Annotated in this window: 24 protein-coding genes; 18 read left to right on the top strand and 6 right to left on the bottom strand. The window is 63.5% G+C overall.

The genetic code is table 11. The annotated features are described in order from the left end of the window. Positions 1 to 102: 102 nt before the first annotated feature. On the bottom strand, positions 103 to 537 hold the full coding sequence (locus NCR35_RS18485; protein ID WP_206468830.1) for a VOC family protein: 435 nt from the start codon (positions 535 to 537) through the stop codon (positions 103 to 105). A gap of 112 nt (positions 538 to 649) precedes the next feature. On the opposite strand from NCR35_RS18485, the gene NCR35_RS18480 reads away from it, so the two are divergent. From NCR35_RS18480 to NCR35_RS18465, 4 genes are all read left to right on the top strand, one after another. Next, entirely contained in the window at positions 650 to 1,576 is a 927-nt protein-coding gene (locus NCR35_RS18480) for a LysR family transcriptional regulator (protein ID WP_250535571.1), read from the top strand. Between the two features lie 19 nt (positions 1,577 to 1,595). After that, the gene (locus NCR35_RS18475; RefSeq protein ID WP_250535570.1) at positions 1,596 to 2,669 is read left to right on the top strand and encodes an FUSC family protein; all 1,074 of its coding nucleotides are present in this window, start codon (positions 1,596 to 1,598) and stop codon (positions 2,667 to 2,669) included. Between the two features lie 155 nt (positions 2,670 to 2,824). Beyond that, entirely contained in the window at positions 2,825 to 4,648 is a 1,824-nt protein-coding gene (locus NCR35_RS18470) for an alkaline phosphatase D family protein (RefSeq protein WP_250535569.1), read from the top strand. Between the two features lie 177 nt (positions 4,649 to 4,825). Continuing rightward, positions 4,826 to 5,068: a hypothetical protein gene (locus NCR35_RS18465; protein WP_250535568.1), complete on the top strand. Its 243-nt coding sequence runs from the start codon at positions 4,826 to 4,828 to the stop codon at positions 5,066 to 5,068. 28 nt (positions 5,069 to 5,096) lie between these two features. Here NCR35_RS18465 and NCR35_RS18460 read toward each other — a convergent pair whose 3' ends face one another. Beyond that, positions 5,097 to 6,644 (bottom strand): MDR family MFS transporter, encoded by a 1,548-nt coding sequence (locus NCR35_RS18460; protein WP_502801703.1) that lies wholly within the window; start codon positions 6,642 to 6,644, stop codon positions 5,097 to 5,099. Positions 6,645 to 6,917: 273 nt separating this feature from the next. Here NCR35_RS18460 and NCR35_RS18455 point away from each other — a divergent pair, with 273 nt between their 5' ends. The 7 genes from NCR35_RS18455 to NCR35_RS18425 all read left to right on the top strand — a co-directional run bounded on the left by NCR35_RS18455 (position 6,918) and on the right by NCR35_RS18425 (position 13,391). Further along, positions 6,918 to 7,283, top strand: a complete 366-nt coding sequence (locus NCR35_RS18455) for a hypothetical protein (protein ID WP_244849562.1) — start codon at positions 6,918 to 6,920, stop codon at positions 7,281 to 7,283. A gap of 108 nt (positions 7,284 to 7,391) precedes the next feature. Then, positions 7,392 to 8,588, top strand: coding sequence for a DNA polymerase IV (gene dinB / locus NCR35_RS18450; protein ID WP_250535566.1), 1,197 nt, complete (start codon positions 7,392 to 7,394; stop codon positions 8,586 to 8,588). A gap of 109 nt (positions 8,589 to 8,697) precedes the next feature. After that, positions 8,698 to 9,594, top strand: a complete 897-nt coding sequence (locus NCR35_RS18445) for a TauD/TfdA dioxygenase family protein (RefSeq protein ID WP_502801698.1) — start codon at positions 8,698 to 8,700, stop codon at positions 9,592 to 9,594. Between the two features lie 38 nt (positions 9,595 to 9,632). Beyond that, positions 9,633 to 10,652 (top strand): ABC transporter substrate-binding protein, encoded by a 1,020-nt coding sequence (locus NCR35_RS18440; protein WP_250535565.1) that lies wholly within the window; start codon positions 9,633 to 9,635, stop codon positions 10,650 to 10,652. A 111-nt stretch (positions 10,653 to 10,763) separates the two neighbouring features. Beyond that, positions 10,764 to 11,588 carry an ABC transporter ATP-binding protein gene (locus NCR35_RS18435; protein WP_175940683.1) on the top strand — a complete coding sequence of 275 codons (825 nt, stop codon included), beginning with the start codon at positions 10,764 to 10,766 and terminating at the stop codon, positions 11,586 to 11,588. Then, positions 11,585 to 12,475 (top strand): ABC transporter permease, encoded by an 891-nt coding sequence (locus NCR35_RS18430; protein ID WP_250535564.1) that lies wholly within the window; start codon positions 11,585 to 11,587, stop codon positions 12,473 to 12,475. The genes NCR35_RS18435 and NCR35_RS18430 overlap by 4 nt, the downstream gene beginning before the upstream one ends. A gap of 115 nt (positions 12,476 to 12,590) precedes the next feature. Beyond that, entirely contained in the window at positions 12,591 to 13,391 is an 801-nt protein-coding gene (locus tag NCR35_RS18425) for an exodeoxyribonuclease III (protein WP_250535563.1), read from the top strand. 15 nt (positions 13,392 to 13,406) lie between these two features. On the opposite strand, the gene NCR35_RS18420 is transcribed toward NCR35_RS18425, so the two are convergent. The 3 genes from NCR35_RS18420 to NCR35_RS18410 form a co-directional block, all read right to left on the bottom strand. Beyond that, complete coding sequence (locus tag NCR35_RS18420; RefSeq protein WP_250535562.1) at positions 13,407 to 14,012, bottom strand: phasin family protein; 606 nt, start codon at positions 14,010 to 14,012, stop codon at positions 13,407 to 13,409. A gap of 142 nt (positions 14,013 to 14,154) precedes the next feature. Continuing rightward, the gene (locus NCR35_RS18415) at positions 14,155 to 14,988 is read right to left on the bottom strand and encodes an alpha/beta hydrolase (protein ID WP_250535561.1); all 834 of its coding nucleotides are present in this window, start codon (positions 14,986 to 14,988) and stop codon (positions 14,155 to 14,157) included. A 25-nt stretch (positions 14,989 to 15,013) separates the two neighbouring features. Further along, positions 15,014 to 16,393, bottom strand: coding sequence for a nucleobase:cation symporter-2 family protein (locus NCR35_RS18410; protein ID WP_250535560.1), 1,380 nt, complete (start codon positions 16,391 to 16,393; stop codon positions 15,014 to 15,016). A gap of 397 nt (positions 16,394 to 16,790) precedes the next feature. On the opposite strand from NCR35_RS18410, the gene NCR35_RS18405 reads away from it, so the two are divergent. The 7 genes from NCR35_RS18405 (at position 16,791) to NCR35_RS18375 (ending at position 24,015) form a co-directional block, all read left to right on the top strand. Beyond that, positions 16,791 to 17,708 (top strand): STAS domain-containing protein, encoded by a 918-nt coding sequence (locus NCR35_RS18405; protein WP_250535559.1) that lies wholly within the window; start codon positions 16,791 to 16,793, stop codon positions 17,706 to 17,708. A 53-nt stretch (positions 17,709 to 17,761) separates the two neighbouring features. Next, positions 17,762 to 18,121 (top strand): STAS domain-containing protein, encoded by a 360-nt coding sequence (locus tag NCR35_RS18400; RefSeq protein ID WP_175940676.1) that lies wholly within the window; start codon positions 17,762 to 17,764, stop codon positions 18,119 to 18,121. A 22-nt stretch (positions 18,122 to 18,143) separates the two neighbouring features. Next, positions 18,144 to 18,584, top strand: coding sequence for an anti-sigma regulatory factor (locus NCR35_RS18395; protein ID WP_175942294.1), 441 nt, complete (start codon positions 18,144 to 18,146; stop codon positions 18,582 to 18,584). Beyond that, on the top strand, positions 18,569 to 19,636 hold the full coding sequence (locus NCR35_RS18390) for an ATP-binding SpoIIE family protein phosphatase (protein ID WP_250535558.1): 1,068 nt from the start codon (positions 18,569 to 18,571) through the stop codon (positions 19,634 to 19,636). Before NCR35_RS18395 ends, NCR35_RS18390 begins: the two co-directional genes overlap by 16 nt. Then, positions 19,636 to 21,390, top strand: a complete 1,755-nt coding sequence (locus tag NCR35_RS18385) for an ATP-binding response regulator (protein ID WP_250535557.1) — start codon at positions 19,636 to 19,638, stop codon at positions 21,388 to 21,390. Before NCR35_RS18390 ends, NCR35_RS18385 begins: the two co-directional genes overlap by 1 nt. Further along, positions 21,387 to 23,300 (top strand): hybrid sensor histidine kinase/response regulator, encoded by a 1,914-nt coding sequence (locus tag NCR35_RS18380; RefSeq protein ID WP_250535556.1) that lies wholly within the window; start codon positions 21,387 to 21,389, stop codon positions 23,298 to 23,300. The genes NCR35_RS18385 and NCR35_RS18380 overlap by 4 nt, the downstream gene beginning before the upstream one ends. A 370-nt stretch (positions 23,301 to 23,670) precedes the next feature. After that, positions 23,671 to 24,015: a DUF4148 domain-containing protein gene (locus NCR35_RS18375; RefSeq protein WP_250535555.1), complete on the top strand. Its 345-nt coding sequence runs from the start codon at positions 23,671 to 23,673 to the stop codon at positions 24,013 to 24,015. 90 nt (positions 24,016 to 24,105) lie between these two features. Here NCR35_RS18375 and NCR35_RS18370 read toward each other — a convergent pair. Next, a partial coding sequence (locus tag NCR35_RS18370) for a hypothetical protein (RefSeq protein ID WP_250535554.1) occupies positions 24,106 to 24,358 on the bottom strand: 253 nt, incomplete at its 5' end.

The raw sequence follows: 24,358 nt of genomic DNA, 5'->3' as shown, positions 1-24,358 counted from the left end.
GCGGGTCAATTAGCGTAAGCATTACGCTCGAATGATGTAAAAACGGGACGCCGATGGCGTCCCGTTTTCATTTGCAGCGCGAGCGGGCGAAGGGTCAGGAAGTCACTTCGCGAACAGCGACGCCATGTTGGCGAAAGCCTTCACTTCTACCGCATTGCCCGACGGGTCGAGAAAGAACATCGTCGCCTGCTCGCCGACTTCGCCCTTGAAGCGAATATGCGGCTCGATGATGAAGCGCGTGCCCGCCGCCTTCAGCTTTTCTGCGAGCGCTTCCCACTGCGGGATGGACAGCACCACGCCGAAATGGCGCACGGGCACGGCGTCGCCATCGACCGCGCTCGTCGACCGATGACCGACTTCGTCCGGCGCAAGGTGCGCCACGATCTGATGCCCGTAGAAATTGAAATCCACCCAGTCTTCCGAACTGCGTCCCTCGGGGCAGCCGAGCAGTTCGCCATAGAACGCGCGCGCATCCGAAAGACTGTGAACGGGAAACGCGAGATGAAACGGCGGCATGGCGTCGTGCGGGGTGTTCATGGTCAAGAGGTCCGTGAGGGTTGATCCAGAGATGCCGCTAGTGTATTCATGAACGATTTCCATGAAAAACGATAAATTGCGGGTCTGAGCAACAACGAAATCGATCAATCACATGCTGCGCGAATTGAGGACTTTCATGGCGGTCGCTCGCCACGGCACCTTTGCGGGCGCCGGGGCGCATATCGGCTTGACGCAATCGGCGGTGAGCGCGCAAATGCAGCGGCTCGAAGCGCATCTCGGCTTTGCGCTTTTCGACCGCACCGGCCGATCCGCGACGCTGAACGCAGCAGGGCGCCGCACGCTCGAACTCGCCGATGAACTCATCGCACTCTATGCGCGTCTTGCCGAACCCGGCGCCGAGGAAGGGCGGGGTGGCACGCTTTCGGTAGGCGCTATCGCATCGGCGCATGCTGCGTTGTTGCCCGATGCCATCGCTGCGTTCCGGCGCGACATGCCCGCATGGCGCATACGTCTCGTGCCGGGCGTCTCGCTCAATCTGCTCGCACAGGTGGATGCCGCCGAAGCCGACATGGCCGTGATCATTCGCCCGCCCTTCTCATTGCCTGCGGAACTGCGCTGGCGCACGCTGATCGCGGAGCCGTTCGTGTTGCTCGCGCCGGCCGCGAAGAAGCGCGCGACATGGCGGGAGCTGTTAGAGAACGAGCCGTTCATTCGATACGACCGGCGCTCGTTCGGCGGCCGGCAAGTGGACGTCTTCCTGCGCAAGAAGCGCATCGCGGTGCGAGAGGCCATAGAGGCGGATGAACTGCATGGCATCGCGCAACTCGTCGCACGCGGCATGGGTGTCGCGTTACTGCCGAAGTCGGCGGGCATTGGTGCCTGGCCGCGAGGCACGGTGGCGCACGATCTCGGCGACGATACGTTTCATCGCGAGATCGGTCTCGTCGAGCGTGCGCGGCGCGCCGAACACGACGCAGCCGCGCAGCTTGCCGAATGCATCGCCGAAGCAGCCGCGCGCGACACGGATTCAGATCGAGCCAAGGCAGTTGCACGACCCTCTCGGAAGAAGCGTAGCTAGACGCACAAGGTGAATCGCGATGAATGCTCGCTACCTGTTGGCAATGACCGCGTGGTTCGAACGCATGGACCCCGGCACGCATCGGCGCATCAAGGGCTTGCGGCTCGTGACGGCGTATGGCCTTGCCGCAGCCATCGGCGCCTTGCACGATGTGACGCGCGACGTGCCCGCAAGTGTGTCGGTCGGTTCGCTCGCCGCGACGTTCGCGCTGTGGGCGAGCGTGTCCGAGGCCCGCGCGACGCGGCCCGAATCGAGCCGGGACCTCGCGGTGCTGTGCTTGGCAGCCGCGTGCGGCGCGTTTTCCCTTGCATGGCTTGGGCCGTGGTTCGACGGACTCGGACGCAGCGGTGCCGAGTTCATCCTCGTCTCCGGGGCCTTTTTCGCGGGCTATGCGAAGCGCTTCGGCGTGACGGGCGCGGGCATCGGGTCGCAGTTCTATATCGGCCAGGTGGCCGCCTACGTGATGAAGCTCGCGCCGATGGATACGTGGGCGATCGTGGTCGCCCTGCTGATCGCCATGCTGGCGGCCATCGGGCCGCGTCTCTTGAGCGGGCGTGCGGAACATCCTGTGGTCCTGCCCGCGCTCGCATCACAGCCGGTCTATGGCAAGCAGGCAGTGTCGCCCGCTTTTGCCATGGGTCTGCAAGCAGCGAGCGGCGCGCTCGCCGTCGCGCTGCTCAACGCGGCGTTCGCGCTCGCCGAATCGGCGTGGGCCATCACGGCATGCGTCTATGTCGTCGCGACGTCCGCAGTGGGAACGGCGGACCGTGTGCGAAGGCGTATTTATGGCACGCTGGTGGGCGTGCCCATCGGAATCATTTGCTTGCCGCTTGCGGAACATGCGCCGCTTCTCGTCTGGTCGATGGCTGCGATTGCGATGATCGTCTACGCGATGGCCTTGCCGGACCGCTACGACATCGCATGTGGGGCCTTCGCCTTTGCGCTCATCGTGACGCTGGCCGCGAGCGGCGTCCATTCCATTCCGCTGCTCGCCGCGCGCGCATGGGAGACGCTTCTCGGCGGCGCCATCGGATGGCTTTGTGCAAGGCTCGTGTTTCCTTTGCGGAGCGTTCCGCCGCGCGATGCTCGATAGAACGACCGTTCTATACCGATCCGGTATTGACACTGACACCCGCTGTTTGTAGCGTGTAAGCCATCACATCGTCCGTAAGCCGCTATCGGTCGGATTCGAAGTCGACACATCGAGCGCGCATGGCCTGTCTGCCACGTTGTTTCCTGGAGGCTTTCATGGATCGTCGCCGCTTTATGTCGTTGTCCATGTTCTATACCGTTGCGGCGGCGTCCGGCACGCTCGCGGCCTGTCATCATTCGAGCGATGACGAGGGCGGCAGCAGCGCGGGCGGCGGCACCACGCCACCGCCCTCGGGCGTGTATGCGTTCGCGCAGGGCGTCGCGAGCGGCGATCCGCGCGATACGTCCGTCGTGTTCTGGACACGCTGCGTCGCCAATGCCAGCAGCGCCTCGCAAACGGCGATCGCGCTGACATTGCAAGTCTCGGCGCTTCCCGATTTCTCGCAACTCGCGGCGAGCGTGCCCCTCAGCGCCATTCCCGACTACGACTTCACGGTGCGAGCCAAGGTCACGGGTCTCAGCGCGAGGACGACCTACTATTACCGCTTCATTGCCGGAAGCGACATCAGCGCGACGGGCACGACACGCACCGCAGCGGCGGCCACCGAATCGCTTGCGCAACTGCGCTTCGCGTGGTTCGTCTGCCAGAACTGGAGCGTGAACCACTGGCAGGCGCTTACGCTGCTCGCAGCGGAAACCGACCTCGATTTCGTCGTGCATCTGGGCGACTATATCTACGAGACCGTCGGTAGTCCGAACGAAAGGAACGCCGCCGAGCCGGCGCATCCACAGATCACGTTGCCCGATGGCGTGGCAATAGCAGGCGGCGGCGTCTATGCGAACACGCTCGCCGATTACCGCACGCTCTATCGCACGTATCGCGGCGACGCGCGCTTGCAGACCGTACATGCGCGCTTTCCTGTGATCGCCATCTGGGACGATCACGAGTTCTCGGACGATTGCTGGCAAGACCACCAGACGTACACGAACGCGAACGTGCAGCAGACAGCGCGGCGCCGCAATGCGAATCAGGCGTGGGCGGAATACTTGCCGGTGGATTGGGGCGATGTGTCGTTCGACCTCAACAACGCCAGCTACGACAATATTCGCATTTACCGGGACTTCCACTTCGGCTCGCTGATTCACCTCGTCATGACCGACGAGCGGCTCTATCGCGACGATCATGTGGTCAGCGAAGCGGCTGTCGCGCAGAGGCTGGGACATGATCCGGTGAACGGAAACGATCTCATCGGCTCGCGCTACGCGGTGCCGCAACAGGTGCTCACGCAGTTCGAGGCAGCGGATACACAGCGTCTGGGGCGCGTTCCGTCGATGCTCGGCCCGGTGCAGACGCAATGGTGGAAAGACACGCTCAAAGCGTCGACCTCCATCTGGAAAGTATGGGGCAACGAGGTGATGATGAATCGCCTGTGGCTCGACCTGCGTTCGATCGCGCCTGCGCCCGACAACCTCGTCTTCGTGATGGATTGCGATGCATGGGACGGTTATCCATCGCACAAGGCCGACCTCACGTCCTTCGTGAAGGCGCAAGGCATCACGAATCTCATCGCCATCACGGGCGATCTTCACGCGTTCCAGGCGGGCATCGTCCGCGATGTGCCTGATCCCGCGACAGGCACGCCGGTGCTCGTCGATCTCATGGCGGCGGGCGTCAGCAGCCGCCCCTTCTTTCAGGATGCGACGAACTATGTAGCCGGCATGCCGCTGGCATCGCTCATCACTTCATCGTCGGCACTGGATGCGTTCATCAGGCAGAACAATCCGGACATGCTGTATGCGGACCACGACGCTATCGGCTATGCATCGGCGACAGTCACGCCTACGCAGTTCGTCGCGATCTACAACAAGGTGAAGGGGCTGAACGCGGACGGCACGGCTCCGCAAAACCCCTTGCAAAAGCGCACGCGTTTGACGATCAATGCGGGCGCCGTGGCGATCGCGGTGGAAGACAACGTCTGATGCGAGTGCGCGAAGCGCTTCATTCAGGGCGCTTCCGCCATTCGTATCCGCGCTTCTGGGGGGATTTCACGGTCGAGTCACGCACGTAGACTGCGTGCACATTTCGGAAGGTCGCATGCTGGCAGGGCAGTGCATTGGCCGATGAAGTGGACATCTGAAACCTTCAGGAGTACGACCATGATCAGCAAAGTCACCGGCATTGTTCTCGTTGCGGCCTCGCTTGCCGCGCCCTACGCGCTCGCAAGCGGCTATGGTCCTGCGCCGCACTATAAGCCCGATACCGGCGCGCCCACGTCGCAACAAGGCATGAACACGCAGACCATCGCGGCGGACGAATCCGCTGCGTCGGGAAGCCAGAGCGGAGATGCCAGCGTGTCCAAAGACAAGCAGGATAGCCCGCTCCTTCAGGCGCAGGATTGACGCTGGCCTGCAACGCATCGACGCCGAATCAGGCGTCGATGCCGACGTGTTCCGGTGCATCGTTCGCGCCGACCGTCTCCACCGCCGGACGCGCCCGACCGATGTCTACTGCGGGCATGAACAGCATGGATATCACCGCGCCCAGCGCGATCACGAACATCGACGTAAAGGTCAGATGCAGCGCATGGTGTAATGCGAAACGAATCTCCGCGTGGCTCGCGAAGTTGCCGGGCACGGCGGATAACAGGCGCTTCAACTGATCCGCGCTGACCGCCGGCACGCCGCTCGCATGAGCCAGTCCATAGTTCTGCACGGCGCCGAAGACGGCCGCGCCGAGCGTGTTCCCGAGATTGCGGGCGAAGAGGTTCGATGCAGTGGCGCTCCCGCGCTCGGACAGCTTGACGATCTCCTGAATCAGGATCAGGCACGACACGCTCAGTATGCCCATGCCGAAGCCCATCACCGCCGAGCCGACGCCGGCCCATACCGGACTCGACTGCGGCGTCAGAAGCACGAACGGAATCGCGCCGAGCGGAATGAAGACGGTCCCGCCGATCAACAAACGGCGCAGCCCGATGCGGCTGAAGGTGCGTGAAGTGAAAGTGGCGCCGGTGGGCCAGCCGATCATCATCATCGTGAGCGTGAGGCCCGCTTCGACCGGCGAGCGATGCATGACGCCTTGCACGTACATCGGCAGGAACGTGGTCAGGCCCATCAGGGCCATGCCCGCGAGCAGCGTCGCGGCGTTGCCCGCCGCGATCGGGCGATGCGCCCATAAGCCGAACGAGATCATCGGATCGGCGGCGCGCTTTTCCTGCATGACGAAGAGCACGCTCGCCACGATGCATATCGCCACTTCCACGCCGACGCGCGCGCTGCTTTCGGTGCTCGCATCGGTGAGCGCCATCATCAGGGAAGCGACGGCGGCCGTGAACAGCAACGCGCCTGCAAGGTCGATTGCCGGACGTTCATGGCGCTTCTCCTCGTGCAGGAAGAGCACGAAAAGCAGCGCGGCGAGCGCGCCGATCGGCAGGTTGATCCAGAAGATCCAGCTCCACGAGAGATGCCGGATGAGCAAGCCGCCGACCATCGGCCCCAGCACGGCGGACACGGCCCATACGCTTGCCAGATAGCCTTGCACTTTGCCGCGCTCCCGTGCCGGGTAAAGGTCGCCGACCACCGTCAGCGCGACGGGCAAAATGGCGCCCGCGCCGACGCCCTGTATCAGGCGGAAAACGATCATGGCGGGCATCGACCAAGCAAAGCCCGCGAGTATCGACCCGACGAGAAAAATGGCGATGCCGGCGAGTATCGCGGGCTTGCGGCCGTAAAGATCCGCAAGCTTGCCGAATACGACGGTAAGCGCGGTCTGCGTCAGCAAGAACGACGAGAACACCCAGCTATACAGATTGAGGCCGCCGAGTTGCGTAGCGATCTGCGGCATGGCGGTCGAAACGATGGTGGCTTCGATCGCCACCATGGCCATCGAGGCCATCACTGCGGCGATGACGAGGGGACGAACGGTCTGCTTGTGTTGGGGCATGCGGTCGGAAGCTGATGAAAGAAGGACGCCGATCCGCAGCGGGCATGCGCGGTTCGACTCGTCATGGTATCCCGGTGCGCCACGCAATGCTTGCGCGGTCTAAGTTACCGCCTTTGACATGCTCCTTCGTCGCGAGGCAGGGCATTCTTAACCACGATTCATGCGTTCGTCAGCACACGATGCCTTTCTTGCAAGCCACTGCCGCGCCGCACCATCCCGTGCTATCTTGTTTCATAGCGATTTCATACGGAACGCAGCGGATTCGCTGCCGTACCTCTCGTCGAAACGTCCTTCGTGAGCGCCGCCATGAACGATGTGCCTCGTACCCTGAGTGCCCGGGACCGCGTCGAATTGCTCTGCTGGCTGACATGCGGCAGTCTGGGCGCGTTCTATCTGAACGGAGACTGGCCGGCGGCGGCTTTCCACGTGCAGGCCGCGCACAAGTGGCTCGACAGGCATGAACGGCTCGCGGACTGGCTGACGGTCGCGAAGCTCGCCGCCATTGCGCGCGAGCTTGCCGCGCGTCATTGCGCCATCCTCGAGGCGGACTGGGCGCGCGATGCCGTCGAAGAGATTCTCGACAGCGAAGACCTCAACTACCAGTCGGATGTAGTCAGACAGGTCTTCGACGACTGCCGCCGCGCACTCGCGGAAAAGCGCGCGGCAGAGTAGCCGCTGAAGCGTCACTGGAGGGCCGCTGGCGAAAATCACTGTATGAATGTACAGTAAGCCATTTTCGACTTCGGCCCGATGCGCGTTTGCGCTCGCCTTTCGCCGTCGATGGACGCCTCACTGCCTTCTTCGTTCGCCTCAGAGACGCCGCCGCGCCGTATCGCGCATCTCGACATGGATGCGTTTTTCGCATCCGTCGAGCTGCTGCGCTATCCGGAATTGCGCGGCGAGCCGGTGGTAGTCGGAGGCGGCCGGAATGCCGCGCCCGAGACGCTGGCGGACGGCACGCGACGCTTCAAGCGATTGCGCGACTACGCGGGCCGCGGCGTGGTGACGACGTCCACTTACGAAGCGCGCAAATTCGGCGTGTTCTCCGCAATGGGCATGATGAAAGCGGCCCAGCTCGCGCCCGACGCCATTCTTCTTCCGACGGATTTCGAGTCTTACCGGCATTACTCGCGGCTCTTCAAAGCGGCGATTGCCGGATTCACCACGCAGATCGAAAATCGCGGCATCGACGAAATCTATATTGACGTCACCGACATGCCCGGCGATTCCGCGGACATTGGTCAGCGCATGAAAGACGCGGTGCGCGAAGCGACCGGCCTCACGTGTTCCATCTGCATCGCGCCGAACAAACTGCTTGCGAAGATCGGCTCGGAACTGGACAAGCCCGACGGTCTCACCATTCTTACGATGAACGACCTGCCCACGCGCATCTGGCCGCTGGCCGCGCGCAAGGTGAACGGCATCGGGCCCAAGGCGAATGACAAGCTCGCCGCGCTCGGCATCGTGACCGTGGGCGATATCGCGGCCGCCGACCTCGGCCTTCTTCAATCGCACTTTGGCCCGACTTATGCGGCGTGGCTCGCGCGCATCGCGCAAGGGCAAGACGAGCGGCCTGTGGTCGTGAGTTCCACGCCCAAGTCCATGAGCCGCGAGACCACCTTCGAGCGCGACCTGCATCCCAAACACGACCGCGCCACGCTCTCGGCGGAATTCACGGGCCTGTGCGAGCGCGTGGCGGACGATCTCGCGCGCAAAGGTTACGTGGGGCGCACCGTCGGCATCAAGCTGCGTTTCGACGACTTTCGCACCGTCACGCGCGACTTGACGATTCCGGTCGCCACGGCCGATGCATCCGAGATTCGTCGCGCAGCGACCGAGTGCCTGAAGCGCATCGTGCTCGACAAAAGGCTGCGCCTGCTCGGCGTGCGCGTGAGCGCGCTGGAGTCCGCTGACGAAGCCGGCGGTCCGGTCGCGCCGGTACAGGTCGAATTGCCTTTCGACGCAATCGAAGACTGAGCTCTCGCGGTCTTAGCATCGCGCCAGATAACCAAATCGCGCATCGTTCGTTGCCGCGCGTGCGCGCCGGGCGTAGATTATTCGTCTGTCCGCCGCTTTTCATTACACCGTGACCATTCTTTCGCCGACTCACGACGCTGCCGAGGCCGTCGAGCAACATATCGTCATTCGTCCGTTCGACGGCCCGCTGGGCGCAGAGGTCATCGGGCTCGACCTGTCGCAACCCTTGTCCACTGAGGATTTCACGCGCATTCATCGCGCTCACCTCGACTATCACGTGCTCGTGTTCCGCGAACAGCGCATCACGCCCGCGCAACACGTCGAATTCAGCAAGCGGTTCGGGCCGTTGCAGATTCACGTGCTGCACCAGTTCGGACTGGCCGGTTATCCCGAAGTGCTCGTAGTGTCGAACATCATCGAGAACGGCAAGCCTATCGGACTCGGCGACGCCGGCCACTTCTGGCACTCGGATCTCTCATACAAAGAGAAGCCGAGCCTCGGCTCGATGCTTCATGCGCAAGAGCTCCCGTCGACAGGCGGCGACACGCTGTTCGCGAACCAGCATCTCGCGTGGGAGTCGTTGCCCGCGCATCTGAAGAACGTGGTCGAGGGACGCTTCGCGGAGCACACCTATCTCGCGAAATATGCGGAACTGCAAAAGCGCAGTCCGTGGCGTCCGAATCTGACAGCCGAGCAGATCGCGCAGGTGAAGCCTGTCGTGCATCCGATCGTGCGCACGCATCCGGAGACGGGTCGTCGGGCGCTCTTCGTGAGCGAGCACTTCACCACGCGCATCGTCGACATGCCGGAGGATGAAAGCCGCGCATTGCTCGACGAAATCTTCGCGCACAGCGTGCGGCCCGAATTCGTCTATCGGCATGTTTGGCGCGACCACGACATGGTGTTCTGGGACAACCGCTCGGTCATGCATCTGGCGGCGGGCACGCCGGACGATCAGCGCCGCAAGCTGTATCGGACCACCATCGAAGGCGATGCGCCTTTCTGAGCGAAACACAAATAGTCCTACAAACACGGGGTTTTTCGATGCATTCTCGAAAAGGGAAGGGCGCGCTGCGCGCGTTTGTCTGCGCTTTGGCGCTCTCGCTCGGTGGCACTTGCAACGCCTTTGCGGAGGGCACCCTGCGCATTGCTGAGCAATATGGCGTGGTCTATTTGCTCTTGAACGTCGCGCGCGACCAGAAGTTCATCGAGCAGGAAGGCAAGAAGCAGGGCATCGATATCAAGGTGGATTGGGCGAAGCTCTCCGGCGGCGCGAGCATCAACGACGCGCTGCTGTCCGGTTCGGTGGATATTGCAGCGGCAGGCGTCGGGCCGCTCCTGACCATCTGGGACCGCACGCACGGGCGCCAGAACGTGAAAGGCGTCGCTTCGCTCGGCAATCTGCCTTATTACCTCGTATCGAATGATCCGCGCGTGAAGACCATCGCGGACTTCACGGACAAGGACCGTATTGCGTTGCCCGCGGTGGGCGTGTCGGTGCAGTCGCGCATTCTGCAATATGCCGCCGCGAAGCAGTGGGGCGACAAAGAGTACGATCGCCTCGACAAGCTGACGCAAGCGGTGCCGCACCCCGATGCAGCGGCCGCGATCATCGCGGGCGGCACGGAAATAAACGCGCACTTCGGCAATCCGCCGTTTCAGCAGCAAGAGTTGGCGGGCAATCCGAAGGCGCACATCGTTCTCAGTTCCTACGACGTGCTCGGCGGACCCAGTTCCGCAACGGTTCTTTATGCGACCGAGAAGTTCCGCAACGCGAATCCGAAGACGTATCGCGCGTTCGTCGATGGTTTAGCCGATGCCGCGCGCTACGTGACGCAGCATCCGAACGAAGCAGCGGACATCTATCTGCGCGTGAATCAGGCCAAGATCGACCGCGCCTTGCTCGTCAAGATCATCACGGACCCTTCGGTGCAGTTCAAGATCGCGCCGCAGAACTCCTTCGCGCTCGCGCAGTTCATGCATCGCGTGGGCGTCATCAAGAACGAACCGAAGTCGTGGCAAGACTACTTCTTTAGCGACCCCGCCACGCGCGACGGAAGTTGAGCGATTCACTGCGCGCCTTATCCGCGATCGTGCATTGGATATGCGCAATCATTGGTTAGGCGCTGAAACGCGCGCCGGTATCTTGATGGTTTGCGTTTCTGCACTGCGATCATGGCTGCCAATCCTCATGTGCTTTATCCGGTCGAAAGCAACAAGGCCGTTCTATCGACCACCAAGCTGTTGAGCGCGCGCAATGTCTCGCTCGAATACCGCACGCCCGAGCGTCTCGTGCGCGCGACGCATGACGTCAGCTTCGATGTCTATGGCGCCGACCGCTTCGTGCTGCTGGGACCGTCGGGTTGCGGCAAGTCCACCTTGCTCAAGGCAGTGGCGGGCTTCATTCAGCCGGTGGCGGGCAGCATCGAGATCGACGGCGAGCGCGTGCGCGGACCGGGCGTGGACCGCATTGTCGTGTTTCAGGAGTTCGACCAGCTTCCGCCCTGGAAGACGGTCCTGCAAAACGTGGCCTTTCCGTTGCGCGTCGCGCGCAAGCTGGGCCGCGCAGAAGCCCGTGAACGGGCGCTTCACTATCTCGACAAGGTCGGCCTTGCGCATGTGGCCGACGCTTATCCGCATACGCTGTCCGGCGGAATGAAGCAGCGCGTCGCGATTGCGCGGGCGCTTGCCATGCAACCGCGCGTGCTTCTCATGGATGAGCCGTTCGCCGCGCTCGATGCGCTCACGCGCCGCCGCATGCAGGAAGAACTGCTTCGGCTGTGGAGCGATGAACGCTTCACGTTGCTGTTCGTGACGCACTCCATCGAAGAGGCGCTGATCGTCGGGAATCGCATTCTGCTGTTGACGCCGCATCCCGGCCGCGTGCGCGCCGAATTGAACAGTCACCAGTATTCGCAGGAGAGCGTGGGCCGAGGCGACTTTCAACAGAGTGTCGCGCGTATCCATCGTCTGTTGTTCGAAGAGGAGATCGCGCAATGAGCACGCCGCAATTGATCGAACCGCCGGTGCGTCCCGAGTTCGAACGGCATCCGTCGACATTCGCGCGCACAGCCGATGTTATGCAGCGCGACGCGACGTTGCCGCTTGCGACGCGTCTTCTCGACCGCGCGTGGCTGCGCAAGTTGATGATCGCGGTCGTGCTCATGGCGTTGTGGGAAGGCGTCGCGCGCTTCGTCGATAACGACTTGCTCTTGCCCACCTTCAGCGCGACCTGCGTTGCCTTCGTGCAGGGCATCGTTACCGGCGAGTTGGTCGCCAAGACCGCGATCTCGCTGTCCGTGCTGCTGCGCGGTTATCTGCTCGGCGCGGCGCTCGCGTTCGCGTTGACATCGCTCGCGGTATCGACGCGCATCGGCCGTGACATTCTTTCGATGCTCACTGCCATGTTCAATCCCTTGCCCTCCATTGCGTTGCTGCCGCTCGCGTTGCTGTGGTTCGGGCTCGGCACGGGCAGTCTTCTTTTCGTGCTCGTGCACTCGGTGCTGTGGCCGCTCGCGCTCAATACGTATGCGGGATTCCAGGCGGTGCCGTCGACGCTGCGCATGACCGGCCGCAACTACGGGCTCACGGGCTTGCGGCACGTCGTGCTGATTCTCGTGCCCGCCGCGTTGCCTTCCATTCTCGCCGGCTTGCGAGTGGGTTGGGCTTTCGCATGGCGCACCCTGATTGCAGCGGAGCTCGTGTTCGGCGCGAGTTCGGGCAGGGGCGGGCTCGGCTGGTACATCTTTCAGAACCGCAACGAACTCTATACGGACCGCGTGTTCGCTGGGCTGGCAGCGGTCATCGTGATCGGGCTGGCGGTCGAACACCTGGTGTTCGATACCATCGAACGCGTGACCGTGCGGCGCTGGGGCGTTCAGTCGTAGGTCGCGATGAGCTGAATTTTCTTCCAATCCTCCAAGGTCATCGGTGGCGGCACGCATCCTGCGATGCGTGTACGATCGACGGCGCTAAGGCGCCATGACCGATGGAGACCGCTGGATGAAAATCGCGACCTTCAACATCAACGGCATACGCTCGCGTCTCGATGCCTTGCTCGCATGGCTCGAACGCGAAGCGCCGGATGTCGTCTGCTTGCAGGAACTCAAGGCCACCGACGCACAGTTCCCCATTTCCGCCATACAGGCTGCCGGTTATGGCGCGGTCTGGCACGGACAGGCATCGTGGAACGGCGTGGCGATACTGGCGAAGGACGCCGAGCCGGTCCTGAGCCGTCGCGGCTTGCCGGGCTACGAAGACGATACGCACAGCCGCTATATCGAAGCAGCGGTGCATGGCATTCTGATCGGCTGTCTTTATCTTCCCAACGGCAACCCGCAACCGGGCCCGAAATTCGATTACAAGCTCGCATGGTTCGAGCGCTTCAACGCCCACGCGAAGACGCTTTTCGACAGCGGACACCCGGTGATCCTGGCGGGCGACTATAACGTCGTGCCGACCGACGAAGACATCTACAACACGCGCTCATGGCTCAAGGACGCTTTGCTTCAGCCGGAAAGCCGCGCGGCATACGCGCAACTGCTCGCGCAGGGCTGGACGGATGCGCTGCGCAAGAAGCATCCCGATGAGCGCATCTACACGTTCTGGGATTATTTCCGCCAGCACTGGCAGACGAACTCGGGGCTGCGCATCGATCACATCCTGCTCAGCAAGGACCTTGCGCCCCGGCTTCAGGATGCGGGCGTCGATACGTGGGTGCGCGGCGAGCCGCACGCGAGCGACCATGCGCCCACGTGGGTCATGTTGAAGGAGCCGCGTGCGAAGAAGAAGGCGGCCGAGTAAGACCGCCTCGGGTGATTAGCCTTGACGACGCGACGACGAACGCGGCGGCTTCACCGGCGCGCTCTGCGCTTCTTCCGCGGGCAGGACCAGTTGCTTGGTTTCTTCGGCGGACTCGCCGCTGGCCGCTTCGTTCGCGATTTCGCCGCTTGCGTCGAGGATCACGCCGCTCGTGTTCGCCGCCGCTTCGCTCGTCGTTTCCGCGAGATTGGTCACGACGAGGCTCGTCGACTCCGTCGTCTCCTGAGCCGCTTGCTCGCCGCTATCGAACAGGCCTTTCAGCGTGATGCCGTTGCGCTCGTACTGGCTGCGCACTTCGCCGAGAATGTCCGCCTCGGTCGATGTGATGATCGACAGCACATGCTGTCCATACGAAGCCGCTTTTTGCGGCAATTGCGCGAGCATCACCGATTGCCAGCTCAACACTTCGCCGGGGCTCGTATCGTCGCCGGTGCGCAGCAGCGAATTGCTTTCCTCGATGACCGTGCGTACCGTCTGCACATTCAGTTCTGTCAGCGCATGCAGGCCGTTCGCGAAACGCTCGCTCGCGTTGAGGAACGCCTGAAGATTGGCGCGTGCGATCGACGGCATTTGATAAGCGATGAGACCGGGATACTGAAACATTGACCGCTCCTTTCCTTAAAGCCGAATATCAATCGGTAAATAACGAATGCGGGGCGGGACAGCCGCGCCTTGTGAGTTGGTTCTGACGAAGCACATGCTACGCGGTTCCCGTCCGAAGCCCGATTTTTTCAAGCACGACCGGTCAAGTTGCGTCGGAGGTTTTTTGCAGGTCGCGCGCCCTTAGAGAGGCCAGAAATTGCATGACGTGTGTGCGCCCGCCGTTGCGCCATGCATCGAGATGATCGGCGTCCTCGATCATCGCCAGATGTTTGTCGCCGCGCGCTGCTTCGAAAAGACGCTGAAAGTGAACAGGCGGCACCACGAAGTCCCGCGTTCCGCCGTAGATCAGGATAGGCGCGCGTATCGAAGCGATCTTCGAGAGGTTGTCATAGCGGTCGCGTGCGAGCGCGCGCACCGGAAAGAACGGGAAGCGCGCGGCCGCCACATCCACGATGCTGGTAAAAGGCGCTTCCAGTATCAGCGCGGTCACGCTCGCTTCGCTCGCGAGCTGCACGGCTACGCCCGATCCCAGCGAATAGCCGTGCAGCACGATCAATGGCGAACGCGCGCGAGCGTAGGCGTAAGCGGCGCGCGCATCCGCATAAAGCCCGGCCTCGTGCGGCTTGCCGGGATTGCCGCCATAGCCGCGATATTCGGCCAGCAACACGCCGTAGCCGGCTTCGATCATCTCGTGCGCAATGTGCGCGCGTTGCGTCAGGTCTTCTCCGTTGCCGTGAAAAAGCAGCACGGTCGGCGCTTGCGCGTCGGGCGGCGCGCGATAACGCGCTTTCAATTCGAGACCGTCTTGCGTTTGCAGCGTGATGACTTCGGTGCTCTCTTCGAGCGTCGCATCGACGAGAGCCTGAATGTTTTCGAGCGGATACACGAGCCGCCCTTGCAGCCAATACAGCGCGGCGAGCGCGGAGAGATACGCCAAAGCAACGGCCGCAAGCAAAACGCATAGTGCTTCGATCATGAGTCGCTGCAATGCAAGTGGTTTGTCATTCGCGCGGGCGCATGCGGGCTTCGTCGGTTTGCCGCAGACTCAACGGCATGTCCGCTGCAATGTCGCGCTGCACGGTGTCCGCAGATTCTCCGCGATTGAAGAGCGCGTTCAAACAGATCGCGAAGATGGCGGCAAGCGTAATGCCGCTGTGCGTGAGCGGGCCGGCCCACGCGGGCATCTGCGCGAAGAATGTCGGCGCGGCGAGCGGAATGACGCCGACGCCGAGGCTGATTGCAATGATGAGCAGGTTGTTCTTGTTTTCATAATCCACTTTGCTGAGGATCTTGACGCCGGTGGCCGCGACCATGCCGAACATCGCGATGCCCGCGCCGCCCAATACGACGACCGGTATCGACGCAATGAGATTGGAGAGCTTCGGCAATAGCCCGAGCAGCATCAGGATAACGCCCGATACCGCGACCACCCAGCGGCTTTTCACGCCGGTAATGCCGACGAGCCCGATGTTCTGTGAAAACGACGAATGCGGGAACGTATTGAACACGCCGCCGATCACGGTGCCGAGTCCGTCCGTGCGAAGGCCGCGCGTGGCATCGGCGCGCGTGACGGGGCGCATCGCGAGATCGCCGAGCGCGAGGAACATGCCGAGCGATTCGACCATGATGACAATCATCACGAGGCACAAGGACGCAATCGCGGCGATGTCGAAGGTCGGCAAGCCGAACGCGAACGGCCGCACCGGCGCGAACCACGCGGCACGCCCGACGCCCGAGAAGTTCACGAGGCCCATCGGCAGCGCGACGAGAAAGCCGATCGCCATGCCGAGCAGCACCGAGATGTTGGCGACGAAGCCCTTCAGATACTTGTTGATAAGCAGAATGGCGAGCAGCACGATGCTTGCGATCATCAGGTTCTTCGGTTCGCCGAAATGCGGCGCGCCACGTCCGCCGCCCGCCCAGTTTATCGCGACGGGAAAGAGCGTCATGCCGATGGTCAGGATGATCGTGCCGGTCACGATAGGCGGAAAGAAACGCATCAGCCGCCCGAAGAACGGCGCGATGACGATGGCGAACACGCCCGCGGCGATGGTTGCGCCGAAGATGGCGGGCAGTCCCGCGCCCGACGAAGCCATGGCGACCATCGGCCCGACCGGCGCGAAGCTGACGCCCATGATGACGGGCAGCCGGATGCCAAACTTCCAGATGCCGATGCACTGGATCAGCGTGACGATGCCGCATGCAAAGAGGTCCGAGCTGATGAGAAAGGCCACCTGATCCTTCGGCAGCTTGAGCGCCGCGCCGATGACCAGCGGCACCGCGATGGCCCCTGCATACATGACGAGCACGTGCTGTATGCCGACGGCGAGCATCTGTCCGAGGGGCAGCACTTCGTCGACGGGATGAGGGGTCTTGGCCATGTGCGCTCCGGGCGGCAGGATGAATCGCGTTGTGCGACCGAGTATTGCACCCGCTGGCGCACAAAAAAATAATGCCGCCGCTATACGCCGCATCGCACATTCGGTGAAAAGCGGCAAGGACTTATGACCGCCTTTTGTCCATACGCTATCGAACGCCCGGCACATTTTGCCGCCTTGCGGATGCCGCGCAATCAATCTTCGCAGGAATCGCGTTAACTCTTGCAAATCAAGGCGGAGCGCACTGTCGAATTTCGAGATGGCGTGCTACATTCCGAGCGCCTTTGCGTTGCGCGGGGGCGGGCGCGACATACACGGCCCGATGCTTTCAACGCAAAAAACGGCGACATCCGGGGCTTTGGCGCCCATAAAAAACCATCATTCGCACAGGGATCTCGGCATGGAAATGGTCGGCGGAACGCGACTCGCCCAACTCTTTACTTCGAATCAGGCGGAATTGCTCGCTGAATGGATCACGCAGCAGCACGCCATTGCGTCGCGGCGCGGACTCGTCGGGGAAGCCGAGTTGCGCAACCAGTTCGGACAGTTCATCTCGTTGCTGCTGAGTGCGCTCGATGCCTCCGATCGCGTCGATTTCAAGGCGTCGCACTGGCAGGAAGTGCGCGCGTTTCTCGCGGACATGTCGGGGCAGCGCGCCCGTCAGGGCTTTTCGCCAGTCGAAACCGCGATGTTCGTGTTCTCGCTGAAGCAACCGCTCGTTGCGCGTCTGCGTCAACAGCTCGCCAACGAGCCGGTCGTGCTCGCCGATCTCACGTGGACCGTCAGCTCGCTTTTCGACGAACTCGGCCTCTACACCACCGAAGTGTTTCAGGCGAGCCGCGAGCAAGTGATCGTGCGCCAGCAGCAGGAACTGCTCGAATTGTCGACGCCGGTCGTGCAGCTGTGGGACGGCATTCTCGCGCTGCCGCTCATCGGCACGCTGGATTCGGCGCGCACGCAAGTCGTGATGGAGAACCTGCTGCAGAAGATCGTCGAAACCGGCGCGGCCATTGCGATCATCGACATCACGGGCGTGCCGACCGTCGATACGCTCGTCGCGCAGCATCTGCTCAAGACGGTCGCGGCGGCGCGGCTCATGGGCGCCGACTGCATCATCAGCGGCATTCGTCCGCAGATCGCGCAGACCATCGTGCATCTGGGCGTGAACCTGTCGAACGTGACGACGAAAGCGTCGCTCGCGGCGGCGTTCATCGTCGCGCTGCAGCGAACCGGCAAGTCCGTGACGGCGGCGGGCGCGCAGGACAACGCCGCGCGCAACGGCGCGGGCGGCTTGCACGATTCGTCGCTGCCGGAATGACGGCGCGCGAGATCGACAACCGCATGCAACGCGACTGAACAGGGCCCCAAGCGATGGATCGCATTCCAATTCTCACGATGGGCAAGCTGCTGCTCGTCACCATTCAAGTGGACATGCACGACCGCCTCGCGCTCGCGCTGCAGGACGATCTGACGAGCCGCATCGTGAAAGACGGCGCGAAGGGCGTGCTGATCGACATCTCGTCGCTCGACGTGGTGGATTCGTTCATCGGCAGGATGATCGGCAACACGGCGGCCATGGCGCGCGTGCTGGATGCGGAGACGGTCGTCGTCGGCATGCAGCCGTCGGTCGCGATCACCCTCGTGGAACTCGGGCTCACGCTTTCGGGCGTGCGCACGGCGCTCAATGTGGAAAAGGGCATGGCGCTGCTTACCGGGGGCGGCGCGGTCTGACGGCCGCCCAGCGAACCATTCCATGATCACCTTCGATTCCTCGGCAGCGCGCGCTGCCTCTTCTCCGGCCGAGACGCTGCCGATCCGCTCGGACGAGCAGATCGTGCGGCTGCGTCAGTTCGTGCGCGAGAAGGCGGTGGCGCAAGGCTTGTCCCTCATCGACCAGACCAAGTTCGTGACGGCGGCGAGCGAACTGGCACGCAACACGCTCATCTACGGTGGCGGCGGCGACGTGCACTGCACGATCGTCGAGCGCAATGGCCGCCGTGGCCTCAAACTCGAATTCGTCGATAACGGGCCCGGCATTCCCGACATCGCCCGCGCGCTCTCGGACGGCTACACGTCCGGCAGCGGGCTGGGACTGGGTCTCGGCGGCGCGAAGCGCCTGTGCGACGAGTTCGATATCCGCTCTGCGCCGGGTGAAGGTACGCACGTCTCGATCACGAAATGGAAACCGTTCTGAAGGAATCGATGGCCGCGCAACAGCGCCACGAGATCGCGGAGGCAAGCCAGATCGCCTTCGCGCGACGCTCGATCGGCGAACTGGCGCGCGGACTCGGTTTCAACGAGACAGTCGCGGGCGAACTCGCGATTGTCGTCACCGAATGCGGCACCAATCTTCTCAAGCATGCAGGCAGCGGCGAGCTGCTCGTGCGTCCGCTCTTGGACGCAGGCGACCGTTACGGCATCGAGGTTCTGTCCGTCGATAGCGGCCCCGGCATCCACGATCTTTACCGCTGCTTCGAGGACGGCTACACGACGGCCGGCAGCCCCGGCAACGGCATGGGCGCGATCCGGCGTCTGTCCGGCGAGCTCGATATCTGGAGCAGGCCGCAACAGGGCACGGTGATGCGCGTCGTCTGCTGGAACCGTGCGCTCGCGTCTGCCCCCAAGCTGACCGATGCGCGCGTGACCTACGGCGTCGTGAACCTGCCGCTTCCGAGCGAGACGGTGTGCGGCGACGCGTGGTCCTGTAGCGCGGGCGAAAACGGCTTCACCGTGCTGGTGGCCGACGGCCTCGGTCACGGTCCGCTCGCGAACGTCGCGGCGGTCGAGGCGGCGCGCGTGCTCGGCTGCCACGGCGTTGCGCCGCTCGAACGCATCATGGAGCTCGCCAACGATGCCTTGCGCCCGACGCGCGGAGCGGCGGTCGGCATCGCGCGCATGCCGGTGCTTGCGAGCGCCGCGTCGGCGGGCGGCGCGAAAGTCGCGTTCACCGGCATCGGCAACATCGCGGCGAGCGTGTGGACGGAGGATTCGCACCGGCATCTGGTGTCGCACAGCGGCATCGTCGGGCACGGGGCGCGACGCGTGCAGCAATTCGACGTGCCGTATCCGCCGAACGCGCTCGTCGTGCTGCATTCGGATGGAATCGGTTCGCGCTGGGACCTCGCGCGCTATCCGGGCCTGAGCGCGCGGCACCCGGCGCTCGTCGCGGCGGTGCTGTACCGCGATTTCGCGCGTGGCCGCGACGACGTCACCGTGTTCGTCGCCCGCGCGGCCGGGAGCGCGTGATGACGCTCCCGCTCTACTCGATGCAGATCGACGGCGAGCACGACATTGTCGCGGTTCGCCGCAAGGCGCGCGACGCGAGCGCCGCGCTCGGCTTTTCGGCGCAGGACCAGACGCGCATTTCGACCTCCGTGCTCGAAGCGGCGCGCACGGTGCTGACCGCCGGCGCGCGGGCGCGGGCGGATTTCGCGGTCGACGACGCGACGTATCCGCCGCGCTTCGTCGTGCGCTTTCTGGCGTGCGCGGGCGCGGGCGAGCGGCTTCGCGCGATGAAGAACGACGACTCGCAAGCCGCGCTCGGCCTGCTCGCCGCGCAGCGTCTGATGGACCAATGCGCGATCGCCGACGAAGCCGGCGGCGGCACGGCCATTTCGCTTGCGAAGGCGCTGCCCGACAACGCGCCTGTCGATGCGAGCGCGGTGCAGGCCATATCCGCGACGCTGTCGCGCCAGGACAGCGAAGATTCGACTGCGGAACTCGCGCGTCAGAACCGCGAGCTGATCGGCGCGCTCGCCGACTTGCGCGAGCGCCAGGAAGAACTCACGCGCCTCACGCGCGAACTCGAAGACACGAATCGCGGCGTCGTCGCGCTGTACGCCGAACTCGACGCGCGCGCCGATCATCTGCGCCGCGCGGATGAGTCGAAATCGCGGTTCCTGTCGAACATGAGCCATGAATTCCGCACGCCGCTTTCGTCGATTCGCGCGCTGTCCAAGCTGCTGCTCGAACGTATCGACGGCGATCTGACGGAGGAGCAGGAAAAGCAGGTGCGCTTCATCCGCAAAGCGGCGGAAGATCTCTCCGAAACGGTCGACGATCTGCTCGACCTCGCGAAGATCGAAGCCGGGAAGATCGAAGTGCGCGCGGCGGAATTCGAAGTCGATACGCTCTTTTCCGCGCTGCGCGGCATGCTGCGCCCGCTCACGCCGGGCGGCGCGGTGGAACTCATCTTCGAATCGTGCGAAGGGCTTCCGCCCATTCGCACCGACGAAGCGAAGGTCGCGCAGGTGCTGCGCAACTTCGTGTCGAATGCGCTGAAGTTCACCGAGCGCGGCGAAGTGCGCGTGTCGGCGAGTTATGACGAAGTGCGGCGCCTTATCACGTTCGCGGTGAAGGACACGGGCATCGGCATCGCGCCCGAGCATCAGCACGTCGTCTTCGAAGAATTCGGACAGGTCGAGAACCGGCTTCAGCAATACGTGAAGGGCACGGGACTCGGCCTGCCGCTGTGCAGAAAGCTCTGCAAGCTGCTCGGCGGCGATGTCTCGCTCGAGAGCGAACTCGGGCGCGGCTCCACCTTCATTGCGACGATACCGGCCGAATACGGCGCACCCGACAGCGCGCAAGCCGCGCACGGCGACGCGCGCCCGATGGTGCTCGTCGTCGCGAGCAATCCGATCGAGCGGCTGGATTGCGAGGCCGCGCTCAAGGCTTCGCCGTATCGCACGGTGAGCGCCGCGACGCTCGACGAAGCGAGCCGCGCGCTCGCGCGTACGCCGCCGGCCGCGCTGCTGCTCGCGGTGCGGCCGGCGGCGTCCGAAGCGTGGATATGGCTCGCCGCGTTGCGCGCGCAGGCAGCGACACGCAATGTACCGGTCGTCGTGCTCGGTGAGTCCGAGGACCGCAACGAGGCCGAGGCGCTCGGCGCGGCCGCGTTCATCCAGAAGCCGATCTCCGGCGGCGAACTGGCCGGCGTGCTGGACATGGTGTCGAAGGCGATGGACGGCTTGCGTCGCGGGGAAGGGCTGGCGACATGAAAAGCGACTGGACAGAAGTGCTGATTCTCAACGTCGACGACAACGACGGCGCGCGCTACGCGAAGACGCGCATTCTGTCGCGTGCGGGATTCAACGTGATCGAAGCGGGAACCGGCACCGCCGCGCTGGAGCGCGTGCGCGCCGAATCGCCGGATCTCGTGCTGCTCGACGTGAAGCTGCCCGACATCAACGGCCTCGAAGTGTGCCGGCAGATCAAGGCGTCGGCGGAAACGGCGGGAACGCTCGTGCTGCAAACGTCGGCGGCGGCGGTGCATAGCATGGATCGCATTCGCGGTCTGGAAGGCGGCGCGGACAGCTATCTGACCGAACCGGTGGAGCCCGCCGAACTGATCGCGCACGTGCGCGCGCTGCTGCGCGTGCGGCTCGCGGAAAATGCGTTACGCGAGAGCGAGGAGCGGTTTCGCCAGCTGGCGGAGAACATCGACGACGTCTTCTGGATGCTCGATCCTGCCGCGAATCGCCTGCTTTATGTGAGTCCCGCCTACGCGCGGCTGTGGGATGGCGGCGATGGCGCGCCGACGCCCGAGCCCGGCCCGGACCACTGGTCGGGCGAGATTCATCCGCTGGATCGTGAGCATGTCGCGGCGGCGTACCGCGAGTTGCTGGCGAGCGGGGCGCCGTATCAGGTTGAATACCGCATCGCGCGCGCGGACGGCGAGCCGCGCTGGGTCGCCGAGCGCGCCTCGCTCGTGAAAGCGGCGCACGGGCGGCCGGCGCGTATCGCGGGCATCGTCAACGACATCTCCGAGCGCAAGGCCGCGGAGATGCTGTTGCGCGACGCCGACCGGCGCAAGGACGAGTTTCTCGCGATGCTCGCGCACGAGTTGCGCAATCCGCTCGCGCCGATTCGCAATGCCGTGGACCTGCTCGACCCCGAACGCGCGCCCTCGGCGCAGAACTTCTCGACGGTGCGCGCGATCATCGACCGGCAGGTGCGGCATCTGAGCCGTCTCGTCGACGATCTGCTCGACGTGGCGCGCATCACGCAGGGCAAGATTACGCTTCGGCGCGAAGTGGTGGATATCGCGGCGGCGGTGGAAGCGGCCGTCGAAACGGCGCAGCCCGCGCTCGACAGGAAGCGTCACCGGCTCACGATGAAGCTCTCGGATGCGCCGCTCTATATCATCGGCGACAGCGTGCGGATCGCGCAGGTGTTCGGCAATCTGCTGTCGAACGCGTCGAAGTACAGCGTCGAAGAAGGCGAGGTCGCTATCGAGACCGAGCAGGTCGGAAACGAAGTGCGCATCACCGTGCGCGACAAGGGCATCGGCATTGCGGCGGACATGCTGCCGCATATCTTCGATTTGTTCGTGCAGTCTGAAACGTCGCTCGAACGCTCGGAAGGCGGCCTCGGCATAGGCTTGCCGCTGGCGAAGACGCTCGTCGAATTGCAGGGCGGGCGTATCGACGCGCATTCGGCCGGGCCGCATCAGGGCAGCGAGTTCGTCGTGTGGCTGCCGCTCGCGAAGGGGGCGGAGGTCGCGCCGCGTCCCGTCGAACGCGCGCCGGCGAACGTGAGCGGCGGCATGCGCGTGCTGCTCGTCGATGACAGCGTGGATGCGGCAACGGCGATGTCCCTGTTGCTGGAGGACGATGGCTTCGATGTGCGCACCGCGCACGATGCGATCACGGCGCTCGCCATCAGCGATAGCTTCGCGCCGCAGATCATATTGCTCGATATCGGGCTGCCGGGAATGGACGGTTACACGCTTGCGGCGGAGATGCGTTCACGTCCCGCGACGAAGGATGCGCTGATGCTCGCGGTGACGGGCTATGGGCAGGCGAATGATCGGCAGCGATCGAAGGAAGCGGGCTTCGATCATCATCTCGTGAAGCCGGTGGCGTTCGCGGAGATTCTGAAGGCGGTGCAGGATCGGTTTGGCGGGTGATGGGCTTGTTGGCCTGTCGGCTTGTGATGCGGCAGGAACGGTGATGCGCGTTGTGGCAATGGTTGCGGGATTGAGCGGCGCGCGTCATTCGTCTTTTGCCTCGTAGGGGCACGCCTGAGCTTGAAATCGTAAGTACTTCTACGTTATTGGGCGCCAGTCATGCATCAACGCTATTGTGCGGCGCATTTCTCGTCGCAAGCGTAACAGGTGTGACGAACACGTATCGCATGCGAGTCCTTCTCGCCATGGAATAGATCGCGATGTGCCGCGGTTAACCATTCGAAGCCTCAATGCTTGGAACCCGGGCCGAGCGAGGTTAGCGGATCGCACGCGATCCACGTCAACCCTACTCGTCGGAGTTGCACTCACCATGAATACCATCGCTAAGGTTGTCTTGTCGGTCGCTGCTGTCGTCGCGCCGACGTTTGCATTCGCGCAGGACCAGACTGGCCCGGTGACTCGTGCGCAGGTCAAGGCTGAACTCGTGCAGTTGGAGCGGGCGGGATTTTCGCCGGCCACGGGAGAGAACGCGACGTACCCCGCGGACATTCAGGCGGCGGAGGCCAAGGTCGCCGCGAGGAATGCGCAGGAGGCTTACGGCGGCATGCCCGCGGGTGCAAGTGCGTCGGGGTCGATGCGGCGCGGTGGCTCGTCGGCTGCGGCTGCGGATTGCGTCGGTCCTGCGGACTTCTGCGTGCCGTTCTTCGGGAACTGAGCGCCCGAACTTATCGATGCTCTGCGCGCCAGCGCATATCGTGCTGTGAATGCACGCACTGGCGCGCTTTTCACTGCCTTTTTTTAGTGCCTAATCGTCGCCTGAAAATAATTTGGAAAAAGGGGTTGACCTATGTGTCTTGCGCCAGTCATAATTCGCCTCCCGTTGAATGACGGCGCGCAAGAAAGCAAGCAAATAAGCAAAGCGATTCTTGTGCAATTGCTCTTTAAAAACTAACAGCCGATAAGTGTGGGCGCTTGATGGTGAGTGCGGCCGGTTCTTCGGAGCCGGGCAAGCAAAAGTATCAAGAGTCTCACACGAAGTATCAGAGGAAGGTTTATCT

This window comes from Caballeronia sp. AZ10_KS36, from assembly GCF_023631105.1.
Lineage (GTDB): Bacteria > Pseudomonadota > Gammaproteobacteria > Burkholderiales > Burkholderiaceae > Caballeronia.
Note: the sequence above shows the minus strand (reverse complement) of the source record. Positions and strands in the feature narration are given on the sequence as shown.

Excerpts from the sequence above, each read along its gene's own strand:
- NCR35_RS18435 (WP_175940683.1), top strand. The coding sequence starts at position 10,764 with ATGGCTGCCAATCCTCATGTGCTTTATCCGGTCGAAAGCAACAAGGCC.
- NCR35_RS18400 (WP_175940676.1), top strand. The coding sequence starts at position 17,762 with ATGGATCGCATTCCAATTCTCACGATGGGCAAGCTGCTGCTCGTCACC.
- NCR35_RS18380 (WP_250535556.1), top strand. The coding sequence starts at position 21,387 with ATGAAAAGCGACTGGACAGAAGTGCTGATTCTCAACGTCGACGACAAC.
- NCR35_RS18465 (WP_250535568.1), top strand. The coding sequence starts at position 4,826 with ATGATCAGCAAAGTCACCGGCATTGTTCTCGTTGCGGCCTCGCTTGCC.
- NCR35_RS18420 (WP_250535562.1), bottom strand. The coding sequence starts at position 14,012 with ATGTTTCAGTATCCCGGTCTCATCGCTTATCAAATGCCGTCGATCGCA.
- NCR35_RS18415 (WP_250535561.1), bottom strand. The coding sequence starts at position 14,988 with ATGATCGAAGCACTATGCGTTTTGCTTGCGGCCGTTGCTTTGGCGTAT.
- NCR35_RS18390 (WP_250535558.1), top strand. The coding sequence starts at position 18,569 with ATGGAAACCGTTCTGAAGGAATCGATGGCCGCGCAACAGCGCCACGAG.
- NCR35_RS18410 (WP_250535560.1), bottom strand. The coding sequence starts at position 16,393 with ATGGCCAAGACCCCTCATCCCGTCGACGAAGTGCTGCCCCTCGGACAG.
- NCR35_RS18440 (WP_250535565.1), top strand. The coding sequence starts at position 9,633 with ATGCATTCTCGAAAAGGGAAGGGCGCGCTGCGCGCGTTTGTCTGCGCT.
- NCR35_RS18385 (WP_250535557.1), top strand. The coding sequence starts at position 19,636 with ATGACGCTCCCGCTCTACTCGATGCAGATCGACGGCGAGCACGACATT.
- NCR35_RS18455 (WP_244849562.1), top strand. The coding sequence starts at position 6,918 with ATGAACGATGTGCCTCGTACCCTGAGTGCCCGGGACCGCGTCGAATTG.
- NCR35_RS18430 (WP_250535564.1), top strand. The coding sequence starts at position 11,585 with ATGAGCACGCCGCAATTGATCGAACCGCCGGTGCGTCCCGAGTTCGAA.
- NCR35_RS18480 (WP_250535571.1), top strand. The coding sequence starts at position 650 with ATGCTGCGCGAATTGAGGACTTTCATGGCGGTCGCTCGCCACGGCACC.
- NCR35_RS18485 (WP_206468830.1), bottom strand. The coding sequence starts at position 537 with ATGAACACCCCGCACGACGCCATGCCGCCGTTTCATCTCGCGTTTCCC.
- NCR35_RS18395 (WP_175942294.1), top strand. The coding sequence starts at position 18,144 with ATGATCACCTTCGATTCCTCGGCAGCGCGCGCTGCCTCTTCTCCGGCC.
- NCR35_RS18425 (WP_250535563.1), top strand. The coding sequence starts at position 12,591 with ATGAAAATCGCGACCTTCAACATCAACGGCATACGCTCGCGTCTCGAT.
- NCR35_RS18470 (WP_250535569.1), top strand. The coding sequence starts at position 2,825 with ATGGATCGTCGCCGCTTTATGTCGTTGTCCATGTTCTATACCGTTGCG.
- dinB (WP_250535566.1), top strand. The coding sequence starts at position 7,392 with ATGGACGCCTCACTGCCTTCTTCGTTCGCCTCAGAGACGCCGCCGCGC.
- NCR35_RS18475 (WP_250535570.1), top strand. The coding sequence starts at position 1,596 with ATGAATGCTCGCTACCTGTTGGCAATGACCGCGTGGTTCGAACGCATG.
- NCR35_RS18375 (WP_250535555.1), top strand. The coding sequence starts at position 23,671 with ATGAATACCATCGCTAAGGTTGTCTTGTCGGTCGCTGCTGTCGTCGCG.
- NCR35_RS18405 (WP_250535559.1), top strand. The coding sequence starts at position 16,791 with ATGGAAATGGTCGGCGGAACGCGACTCGCCCAACTCTTTACTTCGAAT.